General features: G+C 70.4%; 14 protein-coding genes and 1 pseudogene. 8 read left to right on the forward strand and 7 right to left on the reverse strand.

Annotation, left to right across the window (positions count from 1 at the left end):
• Positions 1-113 precede the first annotated feature (113 nt).
• On the reverse strand, positions 114-464 hold the full coding sequence (locus tag AC07NX_RS10450) for a UrcA family protein (protein WP_494641573.1): 351 nt from the start codon (positions 462-464) through the stop codon (positions 114-116).
• Between the two features lie 328 nt (positions 465-792).
• On the opposite strand from AC07NX_RS10450, the gene AC07NX_RS10455 reads away from it, so the two are divergent.
• The 4 genes from AC07NX_RS10455 (at position 793) to AC07NX_RS10470 (ending at position 3,781) form a co-directional block, all read left to right on the forward strand.
• Positions 793-1,587 (forward strand): M23 family metallopeptidase, encoded by a 795-nt coding sequence (locus AC07NX_RS10455; protein WP_494641575.1) that lies wholly within the window; start codon positions 793-795, stop codon positions 1,585-1,587.
• An 81-nt stretch (positions 1,588-1,668) separates the two neighbouring features.
• Positions 1,669-2,631 (forward strand): alpha/beta fold hydrolase, encoded by a 963-nt coding sequence (locus AC07NX_RS10460; protein ID WP_494641577.1) that lies wholly within the window; start codon positions 1,669-1,671, stop codon positions 2,629-2,631.
• 175 nt (positions 2,632-2,806) lie between these two features.
• Positions 2,807-3,337 (forward strand): Imm42 family immunity protein, encoded by a 531-nt coding sequence (locus tag AC07NX_RS10465; protein WP_494641579.1) that lies wholly within the window; start codon positions 2,807-2,809, stop codon positions 3,335-3,337.
• Positions 3,338-3,541: 204 nt separating this feature from the next.
• Positions 3,542-3,781, forward strand: coding sequence for a hypothetical protein (locus AC07NX_RS10470; protein WP_494641581.1), 240 nt, complete (start codon positions 3,542-3,544; stop codon positions 3,779-3,781).
• A 224-nt stretch (positions 3,782-4,005) separates the two neighbouring features.
• Here AC07NX_RS10470 and AC07NX_RS10475 read toward each other — a convergent pair whose 3' ends face one another.
• From AC07NX_RS10475 to AC07NX_RS10495, 5 genes are all read right to left on the reverse strand, one after another.
• Positions 4,006-4,596, reverse strand: coding sequence for a TetR family transcriptional regulator C-terminal domain-containing protein (locus AC07NX_RS10475; RefSeq protein ID WP_494641583.1), 591 nt, complete (start codon positions 4,594-4,596; stop codon positions 4,006-4,008).
• Positions 4,597-4,867: 271 nt separating this feature from the next.
• On the reverse strand, positions 4,868-6,028 hold the full coding sequence (locus AC07NX_RS10480) for an aromatic ring-hydroxylating oxygenase subunit alpha (protein WP_494641585.1): 1,161 nt from the start codon (positions 6,026-6,028) through the stop codon (positions 4,868-4,870).
• Between the two features lie 214 nt (positions 6,029-6,242).
• Positions 6,243-7,892 (reverse strand): phytoene desaturase family protein, encoded by a 1,650-nt coding sequence (locus tag AC07NX_RS10485; RefSeq protein WP_494641587.1) that lies wholly within the window; start codon positions 7,890-7,892, stop codon positions 6,243-6,245.
• A gap of 380 nt (positions 7,893-8,272) precedes the next feature.
• A complete protein-coding gene (locus tag AC07NX_RS10490; protein ID WP_494641589.1) occupies positions 8,273-11,356 on the reverse strand; it encodes an efflux RND transporter permease subunit in 3,084 nt (1,027 codons plus the stop codon).
• Between the two features lie 211 nt (positions 11,357-11,567).
• Positions 11,568-12,632 carry an efflux RND transporter periplasmic adaptor subunit gene (locus AC07NX_RS10495; RefSeq protein ID WP_494641591.1) on the reverse strand — a complete coding sequence of 355 codons (1,065 nt, stop codon included), beginning with the start codon at positions 12,630-12,632 and terminating at the stop codon, positions 11,568-11,570.
• Positions 12,633-12,895: 263 nt separating this feature from the next.
• Here AC07NX_RS10495 and AC07NX_RS10500 point away from each other — a divergent pair, with 263 nt between their 5' ends.
• The 4 genes and pseudogenes from AC07NX_RS10500 to AC07NX_RS10515 form a co-directional block, all read left to right on the forward strand.
• A complete protein-coding gene (locus AC07NX_RS10500; protein WP_035078041.1) occupies positions 12,896-13,528 on the forward strand; it encodes a TetR/AcrR family transcriptional regulator in 633 nt (210 codons plus the stop codon).
• Positions 13,529-13,633: 105 nt separating this feature from the next.
• On the forward strand, positions 13,634-13,831 hold the full coding sequence (locus AC07NX_RS10505; RefSeq protein WP_018061665.1) for a hypothetical protein: 198 nt from the start codon (positions 13,634-13,636) through the stop codon (positions 13,829-13,831).
• Between the two features lie 109 nt (positions 13,832-13,940).
• Positions 13,941-14,846 carry an EamA family transporter gene (locus tag AC07NX_RS10510; protein ID WP_494641594.1) on the forward strand — a complete coding sequence of 302 codons (906 nt, stop codon included), beginning with the start codon at positions 13,941-13,943 and terminating at the stop codon, positions 14,844-14,846.
• 37 nt (positions 14,847-14,883) lie between these two features.
• Positions 14,884-15,087, forward strand: a pseudogene (locus AC07NX_RS10515) (KUP/HAK/KT family potassium transporter); the annotation flags it as partial.
• Positions 15,088-15,251: 164 nt separating this feature from the next.
• On the opposite strand, the gene AC07NX_RS10520 reads toward AC07NX_RS10515, so the two are convergent.
• Positions 15,252-17,084 (reverse strand): ABC-F family ATP-binding cassette domain-containing protein, encoded by a 1,833-nt coding sequence (locus AC07NX_RS10520; RefSeq protein WP_494641596.1) that lies wholly within the window; start codon positions 17,082-17,084, stop codon positions 15,252-15,254.
• Positions 17,085-17,298: the final 214 nt, after the last annotated feature.

The raw sequence follows: 17,298 nt of genomic DNA on the forward strand, positions 1-17,298 counted from the left end.
CGCTAAGATGCCTCAATGCTTAAGATTATCCGCCTTTGTGGTGGCGCTTGGCGTTGTTAAGGCCCCGGACGTTCCCGTCCGGGGCCTTTTTCTTGTCGGCGTCATGCGGTCGCTTAGCGGGCGGCGACGGCGACCGGGGTGGCGCGGCTGGCCAGGTGGAGGCTCTGGCGCTGGGTCCGGGACAGTTGCGAGGCGGCCTGGTTGCGGACCGCGATCTTGCAGCCGGCCATCGTGAACTCGCCACCGGGGTTGTTGCGGGCCTTGGCGCTGCAGACCTGTTCGCCGGCGGCGTCGACGCGCGCCAGGAATTCGGCGGCGTGGGCGGGGTTGGAGAGGTTCAGGCCGACCAACGAGATGGTGGCGGTCGGCTCGGCGGCGTGGGCGGCCTGCAGCAGGCCCAGGGCGGGCACGGCGGCCAGGGTGAGGGTGGCCACGGCGGTCAGGCTGGTCATGAACTTGCGCATTTGAGTTGTCCCTTTGTCTTGGCGCGTCCCTGCGCCCCATGTCCAAAGATATACTCGCAACTTCTCGGGAATACTCGTTACGTCTCCTTCATGACGTGTAATTAAAGAAGTGTACTGGAAGTAATGTTCTGAATTTCCTGTAATGCGCCGCCGCTCCCGTGTTCGCCAACTCATGGGCATGGTTGACAAATGGTTAAGCTGCGCCGCCTTTTCGCCGCATGGACCCGGCATAGAGCCCGCCTTCATCATCCCGAAAGGTCGCCTGTGGGATGGAAGCGCGCTTCGGCGCGGTCACTTCGGGTCGACCGACCGTCTGTGAGGATCGCTCTTGGCGTCACGAGTCCTGGCCGCAACGTCGTCCCCCTATTCCCTCGCCGCGTTCGCCGCCGCGGGCGGCGCCATCGTGGTCTGGGGGATGATCAACGCCGTCACGACGATCGGCGCGATGAACGCCGAGCTGGACAAGCCCGCGCCGGCTCCGGCGATCGCTCCCGTCACGGCGCCCGAGCCGCCGCCGCCGCCGCCGCCCGCCTTCGTGTTCGACGCCCCGCTGCCGGGCCGCGTGATCAATTCGCCGTTCGGCCTGCGCCAGATGCCGTGGGAAGAGAACGGCCGCCTGCACGAGGGCGTCGACATCGCCGCCCCGGCCGGCGCGCCCGTGCACGTGGCCACCGACGGCGTCATCATGAAGAGCGGCGTCAGCGGGACCTACGGCCGCTTCGTCGAGGTGGCCCACAAGGACGGCTTCCGCACCCTCTACGCCCATCTGGGCCGCGACGCGGGCCTCAAGCGCGGGACCTATGTCAAGCGCGGGACCACCGTGGCCTATGTCGGCGACAGCGGCCGCTCGACCGGCTCGCACCTGCACTTCGAGCTGCGCAACAAGGCCGGAAAGCCGCTGAACCCGGCCTTGTTCATGGGCAAGACCTTCGCCGAGAAGGACGACCTGCCGCTGAAGGCGGCCGCCAGGGTGGGCCGCAAGGTGCGGCTGGCCCAGGTGTCGCGGTGGCCCGAGGGCGTGAAGGCCCAGATGGCGGAAAAGGCGACGGCGAACGGCGAAGGCGTGATCACGCGCGTCAAGGGCGGCCGCATCCGCACGCGGATCAACGTCGTCGACGGCTAAGGCCTGCGCAGGTCGAGCCCTGCATCGGATTTGGACGCCGCCGCCACTCGACGGACATGGTCGCTCGTCTAGAGTGACCGCATGCTCAAGTTCGTCGGACGCGTCGTTGCCGGATTCGCTCTTTTCTTCGTTTCCTTCGTCGCCGTGGGCGGCCTGATGTCGGCGGCGAGCCATCCCGTGCCGCGCGGCCGGATGGTCGACATCGGCGAGGGGCGTCAGCTACGGCTGGTCTGCGAAGGCCCTTCCCAAGGCGCGACCGCAGACCGCCCGCTGGTGTGGCTGGAGGCCGGCGCCTTCGGCTTCGCCGCCGACTGGGGAGCCACCCAGGACGCCCTGAGCGCCGCCGGCTGGCGGTCCTGCGCCTACGACCGGGCCGGCATGGGCTTCTCGCCGCCGGGGCCGGCGCCGCGCGACGGCCTGGCCATCGTCTCCGACTTCGAAAGGCTGGTCGCCGCCTCGGGCGAGAAGGGGCCGTTCATCCTGGTCGGCCACTCGATGGCCGGCCTGCGGCTGCGCGAGTACGCCGGGCGCAATCCCGGCCAGGTGGCGGGGCTGGTGCTGGTCGACGCCGCGACCGCCGACGCCTCGGAGACCGAAGCCTTCAAGCCGTTCGTCAAGGCGTTCACGGCGGCGTCGCGCTGGGCGGCGCGCGGGGCGTCGCTGGGGCTGTTCAAGCCGCTGGCCCAGACCCGCCTGGGCGACAAGATCGGCCTGCCGCCGGCCGCCCAGGCCGAGAAGCGCTGGGCCTTCGCCAACGGCCGCCACAACCGCACCGCCGCCGCCGAAGTGGCCCTGTGGTCCGAGTCGGCGCGGCAGGCCCTCGCCGAGCCGGCCTATGATCCCGCCTGGCCGGTGGCCGTGGTCACCGCCGGGCCGGTCAAGGGGCGCGAGCGGCGCAAGGCGATGCAGTCCGCGCCCGCCGAACGCTCGCGGCACGGCTATGTGGACCACGTCGAGGCCGCGAGCCACACGCGGCTGCTGGGCGAGGCGTTCGCCGGCCATATCGTCAAGGCGGTGGATTTCGTAGCGGCGGCGGGGCGGTAGACCCCCTCAGTCGGCTTAGCCGACAGCTCCCCCAGAGGGGGAGCATCTATCATGGCGTAGCTCCTCCCCCTTTGGGGGAGGTGGCCCAAAGGGCCGGAGGGGGCTTCGCGGCGAGTCGATCTCAAGGGCCGTTGGTATAAGCCTCCCGTTAACCTTTTGGGCGCACGTCCGCACCATGATCGTGTGCGGAGACCCGTCCAGATTCGCCGTCAAATGGGAGGTGACCTCTCGAGGCGAACAGCCCACCGGCCGGTTCGCCCTGGTCATCGAGGGGCAGGAGGTCGGCGACTTCTCCGACGACGGAACCTACCTGATCGGCTGCTACAACTGGACGGCCGACCTGCTTCATCGACAGCAGGACCGGCACGAGCCCGGCCTGTTCGAGATGGACAAGGTCCAGGCGTTCGAAATCCTCGTGCACCCGGTGTTCGGACACCATTACGGCGTCAAGGATCGCCCGGAGCGGTATTCCAACACCTATGGACGGTTCCACATCCAGCATATCGGCATGACGTCCATGGAGAAGTTCGTCCTGCTGTTCGTCCAGAACCGGCGGGGCGAAAGCCGGCTCATCTGGCAGGAGGACTACGGCGAGATCCGGGAGGCCCGTTTCGACGCGGGTGAGATCGAGGACGTGCTGGCCGATTTCCTGGTCAGGGCGCATCCGGACATGCCGCCAGGCAACAGGACGGCGTCCCTGTCCTGACCGGGCCGAGACGCGTCGATTCCCGGGGGCACAACGGATTCTGACGGCCAAGTCGCCGCAATCTTGCCTGGGGATTCACCAAAAGTCCGCTTGGCGCGGCTCCTGCAGTGTGCAATGCAACAAGATGTTGCTGTGCAGCATTGAAACAGCTGTCATGCGGACGCTGTAAGACCGACGCTGAGTAAGCACCAAGGAGTGAGTATCATGGCCGACGAACACACCTACTTCGTCCGACCCGTCTCCGGCGTCTGGCACGTCACCTGGAACGACGCCCCCGACCTGATCGGCTCCTATCCCTGCCAGCCGGAAGCCGTCGGCGTGGCCGAGATGCTGGCCCGCCACATGCGCGCCCAGGGCAAGACCGCCCGGGTCTCGGTGTCCGAGCCGGAAGTCCGCCGCACCAGCTGGGGCCGCACCAACCTGGGCGTCCAGGCCGCGGCCTAATCACCGGACTCACCCTCTCCCCTCCGGAGCTGGGTCATCGCATATAATCCAGAACGGCTGTCATCCCGGACGAGCGCGTAGCGCGAAGATCCGGGACCGGGGCGTGAACGCTGGCGTTTGCGGCGGTCCCGGATCGGCGCTCGGCTTGGCCGAGCTTGTCCGGGATGACAGGTTTTTCAGAGCGGATCCATCGGTGATCGCCCGGCCTCCGGGAGAGGGTTTTCCTAGCTCAAATACCCCGCCGCCAGCCGCTCGGCGATCGCGCCGGCCTCGGCCGGGGTGAACACCGTGGCGTCCAGGCACAGCTCCAGCCACAGCCCGTCGACCACGGCCGTCAGGCCGATGGCGGCCAGCCGCGCGTCGACCTTCGGGTCGCAGGCGCCCAGCAGCTCCTCCAGCCGCGCCCGGTAGCCGGCATAGGTCCGCCGGTGGATGGCGGCGATGGCGGGGTCGACCTTGACCAGGCTCCAGAAGGCCAGCCAGGTGGCCAGCAGGTCCGGGTCCAGCACCGGCGGGGCGAAGCTGGCCGTCAGATAGGCTGACAGCCGCGCGCGGGGATCGCCGCCCGCCGCCGCCACCGCCGCCTCCAGCGCCGCGTCGATCCGCGCCCCGGTCGCCTCGTAGGCCGCGGCGACCAGGGCGTCGACGCCCTCGAAATAATGCCGCAGCAGCCCGGCGCTGACCCCCGCCTCGGCGCAGATCGTCCGCACCGAGGCCCCGGCCACGCCCCTGGCCGCCAGCACCCGGGCGGCGGCCTCGATCAGGGCGGTGCGGCGGACGTCGGGGGCCTCGCGGGTGAAGGGGGCGCGGGTCATGGTTGAAGCCCACGAGCATCCCACACCGTTGTCATCCCGGAAGCCTCGCAGAGGCTGTCCGGGACCCAGGGGACTGGGTTGAGGCGGTGCGGCTGTCCTGGGTCCCGGACAAGCGCCGCGCGCTTTCCGGGATGACAACGCAATGAGGCCGTCATCCCCCGCTTCATGCGGGGGACCCAAGCCGAGCTGACCCCCGCTTCATTCTTCGCCGCAGCTTGGGTCCCCCGAACACGTCGGGGGATGACGGATGTTGATGGGGTTGGATGAACCCTCACCACCCCTCCGGCGGCCTATGCAGCCGGGCCTGCGGGATCAGCGCCCGCAGCTTGCGGCCGAAACTACGGAGCGACACCTCGGTCTCGGCCAGCGGTCCGGCCGTGAAGCTGCGCGAGGCCATGCCCTGCTGCACCCGGGCCACCAGCTCGGTGTCCTCGGCGTTGACCTGGCGGTTGATGCGCCAGTTCAGATAGCGCGCCGCCTTCATCTCGCGGCGATCATCGGGCAGGGCGTAGGCGATTTCGCGGATCATCGTGCGGGTGGGCGAGACCGGGATGAACTGCATGAAGTCCACCTGGTCGGGATAGATGTCGAACGCCTGGTTGGGCCAGAGCTTGAAATAGGTCCACAGCCGCTTGCGCTCGGGCGGCAGGTGGGCGACGTCGGGCAGCACCGCCTGGTACATCCGCTCGGACGGATTGCGCGACGGCTCCTCGATCAGCTGGCCCCACATCTTGTCGACCCAGGTCTCCGCCTCCACGCCATAGCCGCGGCCGAACAGCCGGGTCAGGCCGGGGTGGGCGACCGGGATGTGCAGGCCGTCGGAATAGTTGTCGCTGATGTTCTTCCAGTTGACGTCGCGCGGCCGCAGGGTGACGCGGCCGAACGGGACCATGTCCTCGAAGCGGTAGGGCGCCAGCTCGTGGTCGTAGGGGGCCATCATCTCGGCCACGCTGGGGCCCCCGTCTTCGGAATGGGCCCCCTCCAGCCGCACGAAGACGAAGCCGCGATAGACCTCGACCTGAACCGAGGCCAGGCCCTGCCGGTCCATCTCCAGCGCCGGGTAGGTCTCGCGGTGCGGCACGCCGATCAGCTGGCCGTCCAGGCCGTAGGTCCAGGCGTGGTAGGGGCAGACGATCCGCCCGCAGTGGCCGGACGGGCCGTCCAGCAGCCGCGCGGCCCGGTGGCGGCAGACATTGGCGAAGGCCCGCACCCCGCCGTCCCGGCCGCGCACCACCACCGTGCTCTCGCCCAGGAAGTCGAAGGTGTGGAAGTCGCCGGCCTTGGGGATGTCGTTCAGGTGGCAGACGATCTGCCAGGACGGCCGCAGGACCTTGTCCTGTTCCTCGCGGAAGAAGCGCTCGTTGGCGTAGAGCCAGCCGGGCAGGCCCCAGTCGGCGTCGGGGTCTTGGTTGGGGAGGGTGTTCATGTCCATCCTCAGCCCTCCTTGAAACCGCTCATCCCGGCGAATGCCGGGACCCAGATGGAATAGCGGTGTGGCTGACGCCAAGAGCTCCGAGCCCCTCCCATCATCCCCACCGCTACGGGATCTGGGTCCCGGCATTCGCCGGGATGAGCGGAATTTTTGAATGCGGCCGGGGACATGCGCATGTGCATGTCCCCATTCGTGACCTGAGTGGATCGAGCCATCACCGCCCCACCAGGCTCAGCTTGACCGCGGTGGCGAAGTCGCGGTCGCGCAGGATCTCGCGCGCCGCGTTGCGTCCCGGATTGCCCGACACCCCGCCGCCCGGATGGCAGCCGGCGCCGCACATGTAGAGCCCCTTGATCGGCGCGCGGTGGCTGGCGTGGCCCAGCACCGGCCGGGCGGCCCACAGCTGGTCCAGCGACATGTGGCCATGCATGATGTCGCCATTGACCAGGCCGAACTTCCGCTCGAGATCCACCGGCGACAGGATCATCCGTCCCAGGACGGACGCCTTGAAGTTGGGAGCCCACTGGTCGACCGTGTCGATGATCAGGTCGGCCGCCGCCTCGCGCTCGTCGTCCCAGCTGCGGCCGTCGGGCAGGTCCCAGGCGAACTGCTGGCAGAACAGGCTGGCCACGTGCTGGCCGGGCGGGGCCAGGCTGTCGTCCAGGGTCGAGGGGATCAGGATCTCGACGATCGGCTTCTTGCTGATCCCGGTCGCCTTGGCGTCGCGATAGGCCGCGTCCATGTAGTCCAGGCTCGGCGACAGCACGATGCCGGACTGGTGATGCTCGGCCGCGACCTTGCCGGGCAGGCAGGTGAAGTCGGGCAGCTCCGACAGGGCCACGTTCATCCGGAAGGTGCCCGAGCCGTTCTTGTAGCCCTTGACCGCCTTCCTGAACGGGGCCGGCAGGGCCGACGGCGCGATCAGCGACCCGTACAGCAGGGCGGGGTTGAGGTTGGAGCTGACGATCGGGGCCATGAGCTGGCGGCCGTCGACCAGTTGCACCCCCGCGACCCGCTTGCCGCCGCTCTTGGGCGCGTCCTCGACGTGGACGCCCTCGACCTTGGCGTTCAGCAGGATCTCCACGCCCTTGGCCCGGCAGGCCTTGGCCATGGCCTGGGTGATGGCCCCCATGCCGCCCACCGCGTGGCCCCAGGCCCCCTTCTTGCCATTCACCTCGCCGAAGGTGTGGTGCAGCAGCACATAGGCCGAGCCGGGGGTGTCGGGGCTGGCGAAGTTGCCGACCACGGCGTCGAAGCCGAAGCTGGCCTTGACCGCGTCGCTCTCGAACCAGCCGTCCAGGAAGTCGCGGGCGCTCTTGGTGAACAGGTCCAGCAGGTCGCGCTTGCGCTCCAGGCTCAGGCCCGCCAGCCGCGAGCCTTGCCGCAGGCCGCGCAGCAGGCCGGGCAGGCCGTCGGTCAGGTTGGGCGGGGTCTCGCCGGCCAGGTCGCGCAGCACGTCGCCGATCTCGTCGAGCATGGCGTAGTAGGCCGGCAGGCGCTCGGCGTCCTTTTCCGAGAACTTGCGGAACTCCGCCTGGGTGCGCTCCAGCCCGCCGCCCAGCTTCAGGTAGGCGCCATCGTCGAGCGGCAGGAAGTTGGAGATCGGCCGTTCCAGGATCCGCAGGCCGTGGCCGTGCAGGTCCATGTCGGCGATGACCTTGGGGCTGAGCAGGCTGACCGTGTAGCTGGCCACCGAATTGCGGAAGCCCGGGTGGAACTCCTCGGTCACCGCCGCCCCGCCGACCACGTCGCGGGCCTCGCAGACCGTGACCTTCAGCCCGGCGCTGGCCAGGTAGAAGGCGCAGACCAGCCCGTTGTGCCCCCCGCCGATGATGATCGCGTCGCGCTGCTGGGTGGCGGCCATGTGTCTCTCCCGGGTGTGGGGAGAGGTTGCTATACGAGTGTAAAATAGGCAAGGGGGCAGATCCTCCCCCTGTGGGGGAGGCTATCGCGAAGCGATCGGTGGGGGGAGTTTAGGCCGGTCGATCCGGTTGCGGTCGAAGCCCGATCACGCCCCCCTCCGTCGCCCTTCGGGCGACACCTCCCCCGCAGGGGCAGGGGTATCGCATATGGAAAAACGGCCATCTCGGTGCGCAGTGGAGCCGACTCGAAAGTCAGTATTCGCGCGCGATCCGAAGCTTTCCTTGGGTCGATCCAGGTGGCGCCAAAGCCGGTCCGAACCCTGATTTGGGCCGGAATTTCCATATGCGATAGCCCTGCCCGCAGGGGGAGGGCCTGAAAGGATTACACCCGCTCCGCCTTCCCCCGCGCCGTTAGCCAGTACATCACCGGCGTCGCCACCCGCGACAGCACCGTGGAGGTGATCAGCCCGCCGATGATCACGATGGCCAGGGGCGAGTAGAGACCCGAGCCCTCCATCGCCAGCGGCAGCAGCCCGCCGATCGCCGTGACCGAGGTCAGCAGCACCGGCAGGAAGCGCACCTCGCCGGCCCGCTCGATGGCGTCGTGCAGGCCCATGCCGTCGCGCCGCAGCTGCTCGGTGAAGTCGACCAGCAGGATCGAGTTCTTGATCTCGATGCCGATCAGGGCGATCAGCCCGATCGTGGCGGTGAAGCTCAGCGAATAGCCGGTGATCCACAGGGCCGCCACCGCCCCGAACAGGCCGAACGGGATGATGCCGGCCACCACCAGGGCGGTCTTGAACTTCTGGAACTCCAGGACCAGCACCGCCAGGATTCCGAACACCGCCACCATCACCGCCGCGCCCAGGCCCGCGAAGCTTTCCGACTGGGCCTCGGCCTGGCCGCCCAGGGTCAGGCGGTAGCCGGGCGGCAGGGGCAGCTCGCGCTCCAGGCGGGCGACCACGTCCTGGGTGACCTTGGCGGTCAGGTAGCCGGTCTGGACGTAGGCGCTGACCGTCACCGTCCGCTCGCGGTCGAAGCGGTCGATGCGGGCGGGGCTGGAGCGCAGGGTCGGGCTGGCGATGGCGCCCAGGGGCGCGGCCTCGCCGTCGGCGGTGGGGACGTAGATCTTCGACAGGTCGGCCAGGGCGTTTCGGTCCCCGTCAAGAGGATGGGCCCCGTCGGCCGCGGCCATCGGCAGCCGCACCTTGACCGCGTAGTCGTCGCCGTCCGGATCGCGGAAGCGGCCGGTCTCCTCGCCCGACAGCGCCAGGCGGGCCGCGCGGCGCGGGGCCCCGGCCGGCACGCCCAGGGCCGCGGCCTTGCCCTCGTCGACGCCGAGGTCGAGGTCGGTGCGGTCCAGCCGCACGGGGTTGTTGACGTCGCGCGCGCCCGGCGTGGCCTTCAGGATGGTCTCGGCGCGGGCGGCCAGGGCCTTGAGCACCTCCAGGTTCTGGCCGGTCAGGCGCACGGCCACCGGGGCGTCGATCGGCGGGCCGTTCTCGAAGGTCACGACGCTGATCCGCGCCCCGGGGAAGCGGGCGAAGTCGGCGCGCAGGCGGTCCAGCACCGCCTCGCTCTTGCCCGGCTCCCAGGCCTTCAGGCTGACGAACACCTCACCATAGGTGGTGGCGCTCTCGCGCTGGGTGACGTTGTAGAAGATCTGCGGGTTGCCGCGTCCCAGGTTGGCGGCCTGCCAGGTGATGTCCGGCTCCTGCTTCAGCCGGGCCTCGACGAAGCGCAGGGCGCGGTCGGTGCGGGCCAGGGGGCTGCCGTCGGGGGTCTCGACCCGGACCAGGAACTGCGGGGTCTCGGCGGCGGGGAACAGGGACGAGCCGATGATCTTCAGCATCGGGACGGCGGTGGCGCACAGGGCCAGCATGATCGCCAGGCTCAGCCAGGGCCGCGCCAGGCTGAAGTGCAGCACGGGCCGGTAGAAGCGGTGGATGCCGCCGTTCACCGCCCGCAGCAGCGGGTTGCCCTCGGGGTCGGAATGTTTGTCCAGCACCCGGCTGGCCAGGAACGGGATGATGGTCATCGACACCAGCAGCGAGGCGCCCACCGTGCACAGCACCGTCACCGGCAGCGACTTGATATAGGCCCCCGAGCCGGCCGGCAGGGCCATCAGCGGCAGGAAGGCCAGCATCAGGCAGGCCGTGCAGCCCAGCACCGCCAGGGCGATCTGGTTGGCGCCGTTGACGGCGGCGGCGGTGCGTTCCTCGCCCTCGCGGATGCGGCGGGCGATGTTCTCGGTGATCACGATGCTGTCGTCGACCAGCAGGCCCAGGGCCAGCACGAAGCCGGCGATCGACAGCTGGTTCAGGGTGAAGCCGAACGCCTGCAGCAGCACCAGGCCGATCAGCAGGCTCAGCGGGATCGACACCATCACCACCAGGCCGGCGCGCGGCCCCAGCGGCAGCAGGGTGATCAGCACCAGGGCCAGGGCGATGCCGAAGTCGCGGAACAGGTTGTTGAGCCGGTGCTCGACATTGCGGGCCTGGACGAAGCCGCGCTCCAGCTTCACCCCGGCCGGCAGGGTCTTTTCGTAGTCGTCCAGCACCTGGTCGACCGCCTTGGTGATCCTGGCGACGTCCTGGCCGTCCTTCTGGGTGACGGTGACGAAGATCGCCCGCTGGCCGTCGAAGCGCGCCAGGTGGGTGGGCTCGTCCTGGGCCCAGGCCACGTCGGCGACGTCGCGCACCCGCACCACCTGGCCGCCGATCGCGCGCACGGGGGTGTTCTCGACCGTCTCCAGCGCGCGGAAGGCCCCGCCGGCCTTGACGTTGAACCGGCGGTCGCCAGCCTGGACCGCGCCGATCGGGGCTTCGGCTCCGGCCGCCTTGAGCGCGTCGGCCACCGCCGCGGCCGGCAGCTTGAGCGCCGACAGCCGCGCCAGGTCCAGCGACACCCGCACCTCGGACGGCGGCGCGCCGTAATAGCGGCTCTGGCGCACGCCGGGCACGCGGTCCAGCCGCTCGCGCAGCCGGTCGGCCACCTTCTCCAGCCGGCGCATGGGCAGGACGTCGGAGGCCAGGGCCACCTGGACGATGGCGACCTCGGTGGTGCGCACCCGGTCGATGTCCAGCCGGGCCAGGCCGGCCGGCAGATTGCCCCGGATGGCGTTCACCTCGCGGACCACCTGATCGTACTTGCGCTCGGGATCGACGTCCCAGGTGAAGTGGACGCGGACCACCGCCGCCCCGTCCAGGCTGGTCGACTCGACCTTGTCGATATTGTCCAGGCCGTCGACAGCGTCCTCGATCGGGTCGGCGACCAGTTGCTCCATCTCCGAGGGCTCGGCCCCCGGCAGCACGGCGCGGATGATGACGATCGGCACGGGGAAGTGCGGATCCTCCGAGCGCGGCACGTTCAGGAAGGCGTTCAGCCCCAGCATCACCAGCAGGCCGAAGGCGACCAGGGTGAACTGCCAGCGGCGGACCGCGAAGCCGGCGAGGTCGAACTTCATGGCGAAGGCCCCCGCTCCGGCGCAGAGCGTTCTCCCTCAACGGCCGTCATTCCCGCCCTTGTGGCGGGAACCCCTCTGTCCACCGCAAGGGCGGAGACGTGGCGCGCCAGCGCGCCAAGGCGTCTCACCGTCGGCTGCACCAGGGGTTCCCGCCACAAGGACGGGAATGACGGTTGAAAGGGGGGCGTTCCGGCGGGAAAGGGGGAGCGCCTCATCGCCCGGCCTTCCGCTCCCGCGCCTTCGGGTCGGTCACCGTCACCCGGTCGCCGTCCGAGACGAAGCCGGCGCCGGCGGTGATCACCCGCGCCCCGTCGGGCAGGCCGGCGACCAGGGCGTCGTCGCCGTCGAAGCCGCCGAACCGGACCGGCGTGCGCCGGGCCCTAATGCCCCCGGGGCCGTTGTCCAGGCGGAGCACCGCCGCCTGGCCGCCCGAGGCTTCCAGCACCGCCTCGGCGGGGACGCGGGCGAATCCGGTGTTGGCGCCGGCCGCCACGCGGCTGGCCAGGCGGGCCGTGGCGATCTGGCCGCTGCGCAGCTCCGGCCGGGCCGCGACCTCGATCTCGACGAGCACCGCGCCGGTCCGGGCGTCGGTCGACTGGCCCACCCGGGTCACGCGGCCCGCCAGCACCTGGCCGGGCAGGGCGTCGACGGTGACCTCGACCGGCGCGCCGATCCCGATCCCGGCGACGTCGCGGTCGGGCAGGGGCGCGCGCAGGACCAGCGGGCTGTTCAGGTCGGCGATGCTGACCACGGCCTGGCCGGGCTGGACCACCTCGCCGGCCTGGGCCCTGCGCTCCAGCACCACCCCCGACGCGGGGGACACCAGCCGCGCCCAGCGCCGGTCGAAGGCGGCGGAACTGTAGGCGGCGCTGGCCGAGCGCACGGCGCTCTCGGCGTCGTCCAGTCGGGCCTTGGCCACATAGCCCTTGGCGTAGAGGGTCCTGGCGCGGTCCAGCTCGCGGCGGGCCTTGTCGAGGTCGGCGGACGAGGCCTGCTGGCGGGCGTCGACGGCGGCCGGGTCGATGGTCGCCAGCACCTGGCCGGCCCGCACGCTGTCGCCGGCCTCGACCGCGACGCGGGTCAGCACCCCGGCGATGCGGAACGACAGCGACATCTCGCGGCGGCGCTCCAGGGTCCCGGTGGCGGCGACCCCGCCGGTCGCCCGCGGCGCCGAGACGGCGACGGCCTCCACCGCCTGGGGCGGCGGCGGGCCGGCGGCAGGCTTGGCGGGGCCGCAGGCGGCGAGGGTCGTGGCGAGAACGGCGGCCAGCGCCATCCCGCCGCCGACACCCCGACGGTTGTCATCCCGGAAGCCTCGCAGAGGCTGTCCGGGACCCAGGGGACCGGGCGATGCGGTGCGGTTCACCTGGGTCCCGGACAAGCGCTGCGCGCTTTCCGGGATGACAACGGATCGGGTGAGCCCGCTCGACAATCGCCCGCCCATGACCCGCCCCCTCGACGATCGATCAGTGATAAGTTATCAGTGATAGATTATCGCGCCTTGTCAAGCCGCCCGCGCTCGGCGAAAGGTCGGAAACGATGAAGTCGCCGCAGGTCCGATCCCCCCGCAAGCCCAAGGGCCAGGGCGCCGAGCGCCGCGAGGAGATCCTCGACGCCGCCCTGAAGCTGTTCAGCGCCAGGGACGTCCACGCGGTCTCGACCCGGCAGATCGCCGAGGCGGCCGGGATCAGCCAGCCGGCGCTGTACGCCTATTTCGCCACCAAGGACGACCTGATCGCCGAGCTGTGCGTGCGGGCCTTCGCGACGCTGTCGGCGCGGATGGCGGCGGGCAAGGCCGACTGGACCCCGACCCCGGCGGCCTTCGACAAGGCCATGCGGGTCTATATCGATTTCGGCCTGGAGCAGCCGGACGCCTATCGCGTGGCCTTCATGGTCGAGAAGAGCCACGACGGGTCGTTCCACGCCCGCACCGGCGGCCGGCCGATGGCGGCGGGCATCGAGGCCTTCCAGGCCTTCGTGGCGATGATCGCCGACCTGCACGCCGCCGGCCTGACCCACGACGACGATCCCCTGCGCCTGACCCAGACCCTGTGGGCGGGCCTGCACGGCCTGACCTCGCTGCTGATCGCCCGGCCGGAATTCCCCTGGGTCGAGCGCGAGGCGCTGATCGCCGGCCACGTGGCGATGCTGCGGCGCGGGGCGCTGAAATAGACGCGGATCGGGGACGCCGGCGGGCGCGGTCCCCGACGCCGGATGCATTTTCGTCCGGACGCCCCTATATCCGCGGCTTCCCTTTCGCCAACATCGGAACGCCCCATGGCCAAGCTGCAGCTCCTCGAAACCTTCAGCCTGCAGGAAACCGAGGACGGCTATCGCCTGCTGGTCTCGGCGGTGGGCGGCGAGGCGCTCTACGTCTCGATCACCCCCGACCAGATGGACGACATCATCGAGAGCCTGGAAGCGGCCATGGGCGGCGAGGACGACGAAGGCGTCGAGGAGGACGAGGCGTTCTGAGGGCTTTCCATTCCGGGGCGTGTCGGCCGGCGATGATCTAGACCCCCGCGCCGGTCGACGAGAGCGCCGCCGTCGTGCGTTCCGGGCGGCGGCCTGATAGAGACGCCGCATGTCCCTTCCCGCCGTCCCCGCCGGCCCGCGCGCCGGCTTGCCCGCCCTGCTGCCCTACGTCTGCCTGCTCGGGGCCGTCCTGTCGTTCTGCGCCGGCACCTCGCTGGCCAAGTCGCTGTTTCCGCTGGTCGGGGCCCAGGGGACCAGCGCCTACCGCGCGGGCTTCTCGGCCCTGATCCTGTGCCTGGTCTGGCGGCCCTGGCGCGCGCCGATGGCCCGCGGCGACCTGGCCGCCGTGGCGGCCTACGGGGCGATGATGGGGGCGATGAACCTGTGCTTCTACATGGCCATCCGCACGATCCCGCTGGGCCTGGCCATCGCCATCGAGTTCACCGGCCCCCTTGGCCTGGCCCTGATCCACGCCCGCAGGCCGATCCACTTCGCCTGGATCGCCCTGGCGGCCGCGGGCCTGGGCCTGCTGCTGCCGCTGGGCGACGTCAGCCTGCGCCTGGACCCGGTCGGGGTGGCCTTCGCGGCGGCGGCGGCGGTGTTCTGGGCGCTCTACATCGTCACCGGCCAACGGACGGGACACCTGCACGGCGGCCGCTCGGTGGCCGTGGGGATGGCCGTGGCCGCCCTGGTCGTCGCGCCGTTCGGCGTGGCGGCGGCGGGAACGGCCCTGCTGAGCCCCGCCGCCCTGGGCCTGGGCCTGGTGGTGGCGGTGGTGTCCAGCGCCATCCCGTTCTCGCTGGAGATGGTCGCCCTGCGCGGCATGCCCAAGCGGAGCTTCGGGGTGATGCTGAGCCTGGAGCCGGCGGCCGGGGCCCTGGCCGGCCTGCTGGTCCTGGGCGAGCACCTGGCGCCCCGCCAATGGCTGGCCATCGCCTTCGTGATCGCCGCCTCGGCGGGAACGGCCCTGACCGACCGGTCGCGCAAACCGGCCGAGGCCCCGCTGCACGACTGACCGCCGCGACCTTTATAACTCCCTTTATACCCCCGCCCTGGTCTTCGACCTGATGTCGACCTCGTTCTTCGTCGGTCGCCGCACGGTGGTGGCCTCGCCCGGCTCCTCGCCGGTTGGGGGCATGCCGCTGTGGCAGGACCGGCTGTTCATCCGGATGGTCAGGAACGCCGCCGACCCGATCGACTATTTCCACATCCCGGCCGGGCGCGTGGTGGAGATGGGCTCGCAGGTGGTGGTGTAGGCTATTCGATCGAAGAACGCCGAAGACCTGAGCCCGTTGTCATCCCGGAAGCCTCGCAGAGGCTGTCCGGGATGACAACCATCCGGGGGGCGGCTTCAACCCGCGCCATCCCGGCTTCATGCGGAGGATCCTGGCCTTTCCGGCGCTCGCCGGGAGACGGCGGCCTACCCCGCCATCGCCTCGCGCTTTTCCTCCAGCGCCAGCCAGTCCTCCTCGGCCGTCGCCAGGTCGGCGCGGGCCTTGTCGAGGTCCTTCATCACCTTGTCGAAGCCCTTGGGGTCGCGGGCGTAGAAGCCCGGGTCGGCCAGCCGGGCCTCGATGTCGGCGATGATCTTCGGCGAGGCGGCGATCAGGGCCTCGCACTCCTCCAGCCGCCGCTGGTCCTTGTAGGACAGCTTGACGCTCTTCTTCGGGGCCGGCGGGGCCGAGGGGGTGATCACCGCCTTGTGCGAGCCCGTGCCGGTGGCGAAGTCGCCGGCCGCGCCGCGCGCGCCCTTGAAGAAGTCCGGGCTCTGGTCGATCAGGTCGCTCCAGCCGCCGGGGGTCTCCAGCACCTTGCCGTGGCCGTTCATGGCGATGGTCGAGGTCGCAAGTCTATCAATGAAATCGCGATCGTGGCTGACCAGGATGAGGGTTCCCTCGAAATCGGCCAGCACCTCCTCCAGCAGGTCCAGGGTGTCCATGTCCAGGTCGTTGGTCGGTTCGTCCAGCACCATCAGGTTGGTCGGCGTGGCCAGGGCCCTCGCCAGCAGCAAGCGGTTGCGCTCGCCGCCCGACAGGCTGGTGACCGGCTGGCGCAGCTGGGCCTCGGTGAACAGGAACTCCTTGGCGTAGCCGGCCACGTGCTTGGGCTGGCCGCGCACCAGGATCGAGTCGCCGCCGCCGGGGGTCAGGAAGTCCCACAGCGTCATCTTCTCCGACAGCGCCATGCGGTTCTGGTCGACGTAGGAGATCTCCAGGTTGGTGCCCAGGCTGATCGTGCCGGCGTCGATCGGGATCTCGCCCAGCAGCATGCGCACCAGGGTGGTCTTGCCCGCCCCGTTGGGACCGACCAGGGCCACGCGGTCGCCGCGCAGGATGCGGGTCGAGAAGTCCTCGACGATCACGCGGTCGCCGAACTTCTTGGTGACGTGCTTGGCCTCGACCACCTTCTTGCCGGACGTGCCCGAGCTCTCGACGGCCAGGGTCATGCTGCCGCGCTTGTCGGCCTGCAGGTCGCGCTTCTGGGCGCGCAGGTCCATCAGGGCCCGGCGGCGGCCCTCGTTGCGGGCCCGGCGGCCCTGGACGCCGCGCGCCAGCCAGGCGTTCTCGCGCTCCAGCTGCTTGTTCAGCCGCCGCTCCTCGTCGGCCTCGGCGGCCAGCACCTGCTCGCTCCAGATCTCGAACTCGGCGAAGCCCTTGTCCAGGCGGCGCACCTTGCGGTGCTCCAGCCAGAAGGTGCGCTGGGTGACGCGGTTGAGGAAGGCGCGGTCGTGGCTGACGATCAGGGCCGCGCACTTGGAATTGGCCAGCTCCTCTTCCAGGGTCTGGATGGCGAAGATGTCCAGGTGGTTGGTCGGCTCGTCCAGCAGCAGCACGTCGGGCTGCTCGGCGAAGGCCCGCGCCAGGGCCGCGCGGCGGCGTTCGCCGCCCGACAGGCCCACGGTGCTCTTGGCGTAGTCCAGGCCGAAGTCGGCCAGGGTGGCGTGGGCCTCGTAGTCCTCGGCTCCGCCCTGGGTGCAGTAGTCCAGCAGGGTGTCGCCGGTGATGTCCGGTTCCTGGCTGACATAGACGATCTTGGCGCCCGGCTGGGCGGCGCGCTCGCCGCTGTCGGCCTCGATGCCCTGATTGGCCAGGATCTTCAGCAGGGTCGACTTGCCGGCCCCGTTGCGGCCGACCAGGCAGGCCCGGACCCGCGGCTCCAGCGCCAGGTCCACCCCGTCGAACAGCGGCTTGGCCCCATCGGCGAGGCGGACGTCCTTGAGGGCCAGGACAGGGGCGCGAGTCGGGGAAGCCATGGTCGGGAGGGTCTAACTGTCGGACGGGAAGGGGAGGAGATGGGGGCGTATAGCAGGGGAGGCGAGGGGGCGGGGCGGTTTTCTTGCTGAAGCCCGCGAGCGCCTGACGACACCTTCTCCCAGAGGGAGAAGGAGGGGCCCGCGCGAAGCGTGGGAGGATGAGGGGTTACACCGCTAGCCGGAGCGCCGGCACGCCGGTTGAGGCCGTCACCCC

The organism is Caulobacter sp. GW821-FHT09A05 (assembly GCF_059418465.1).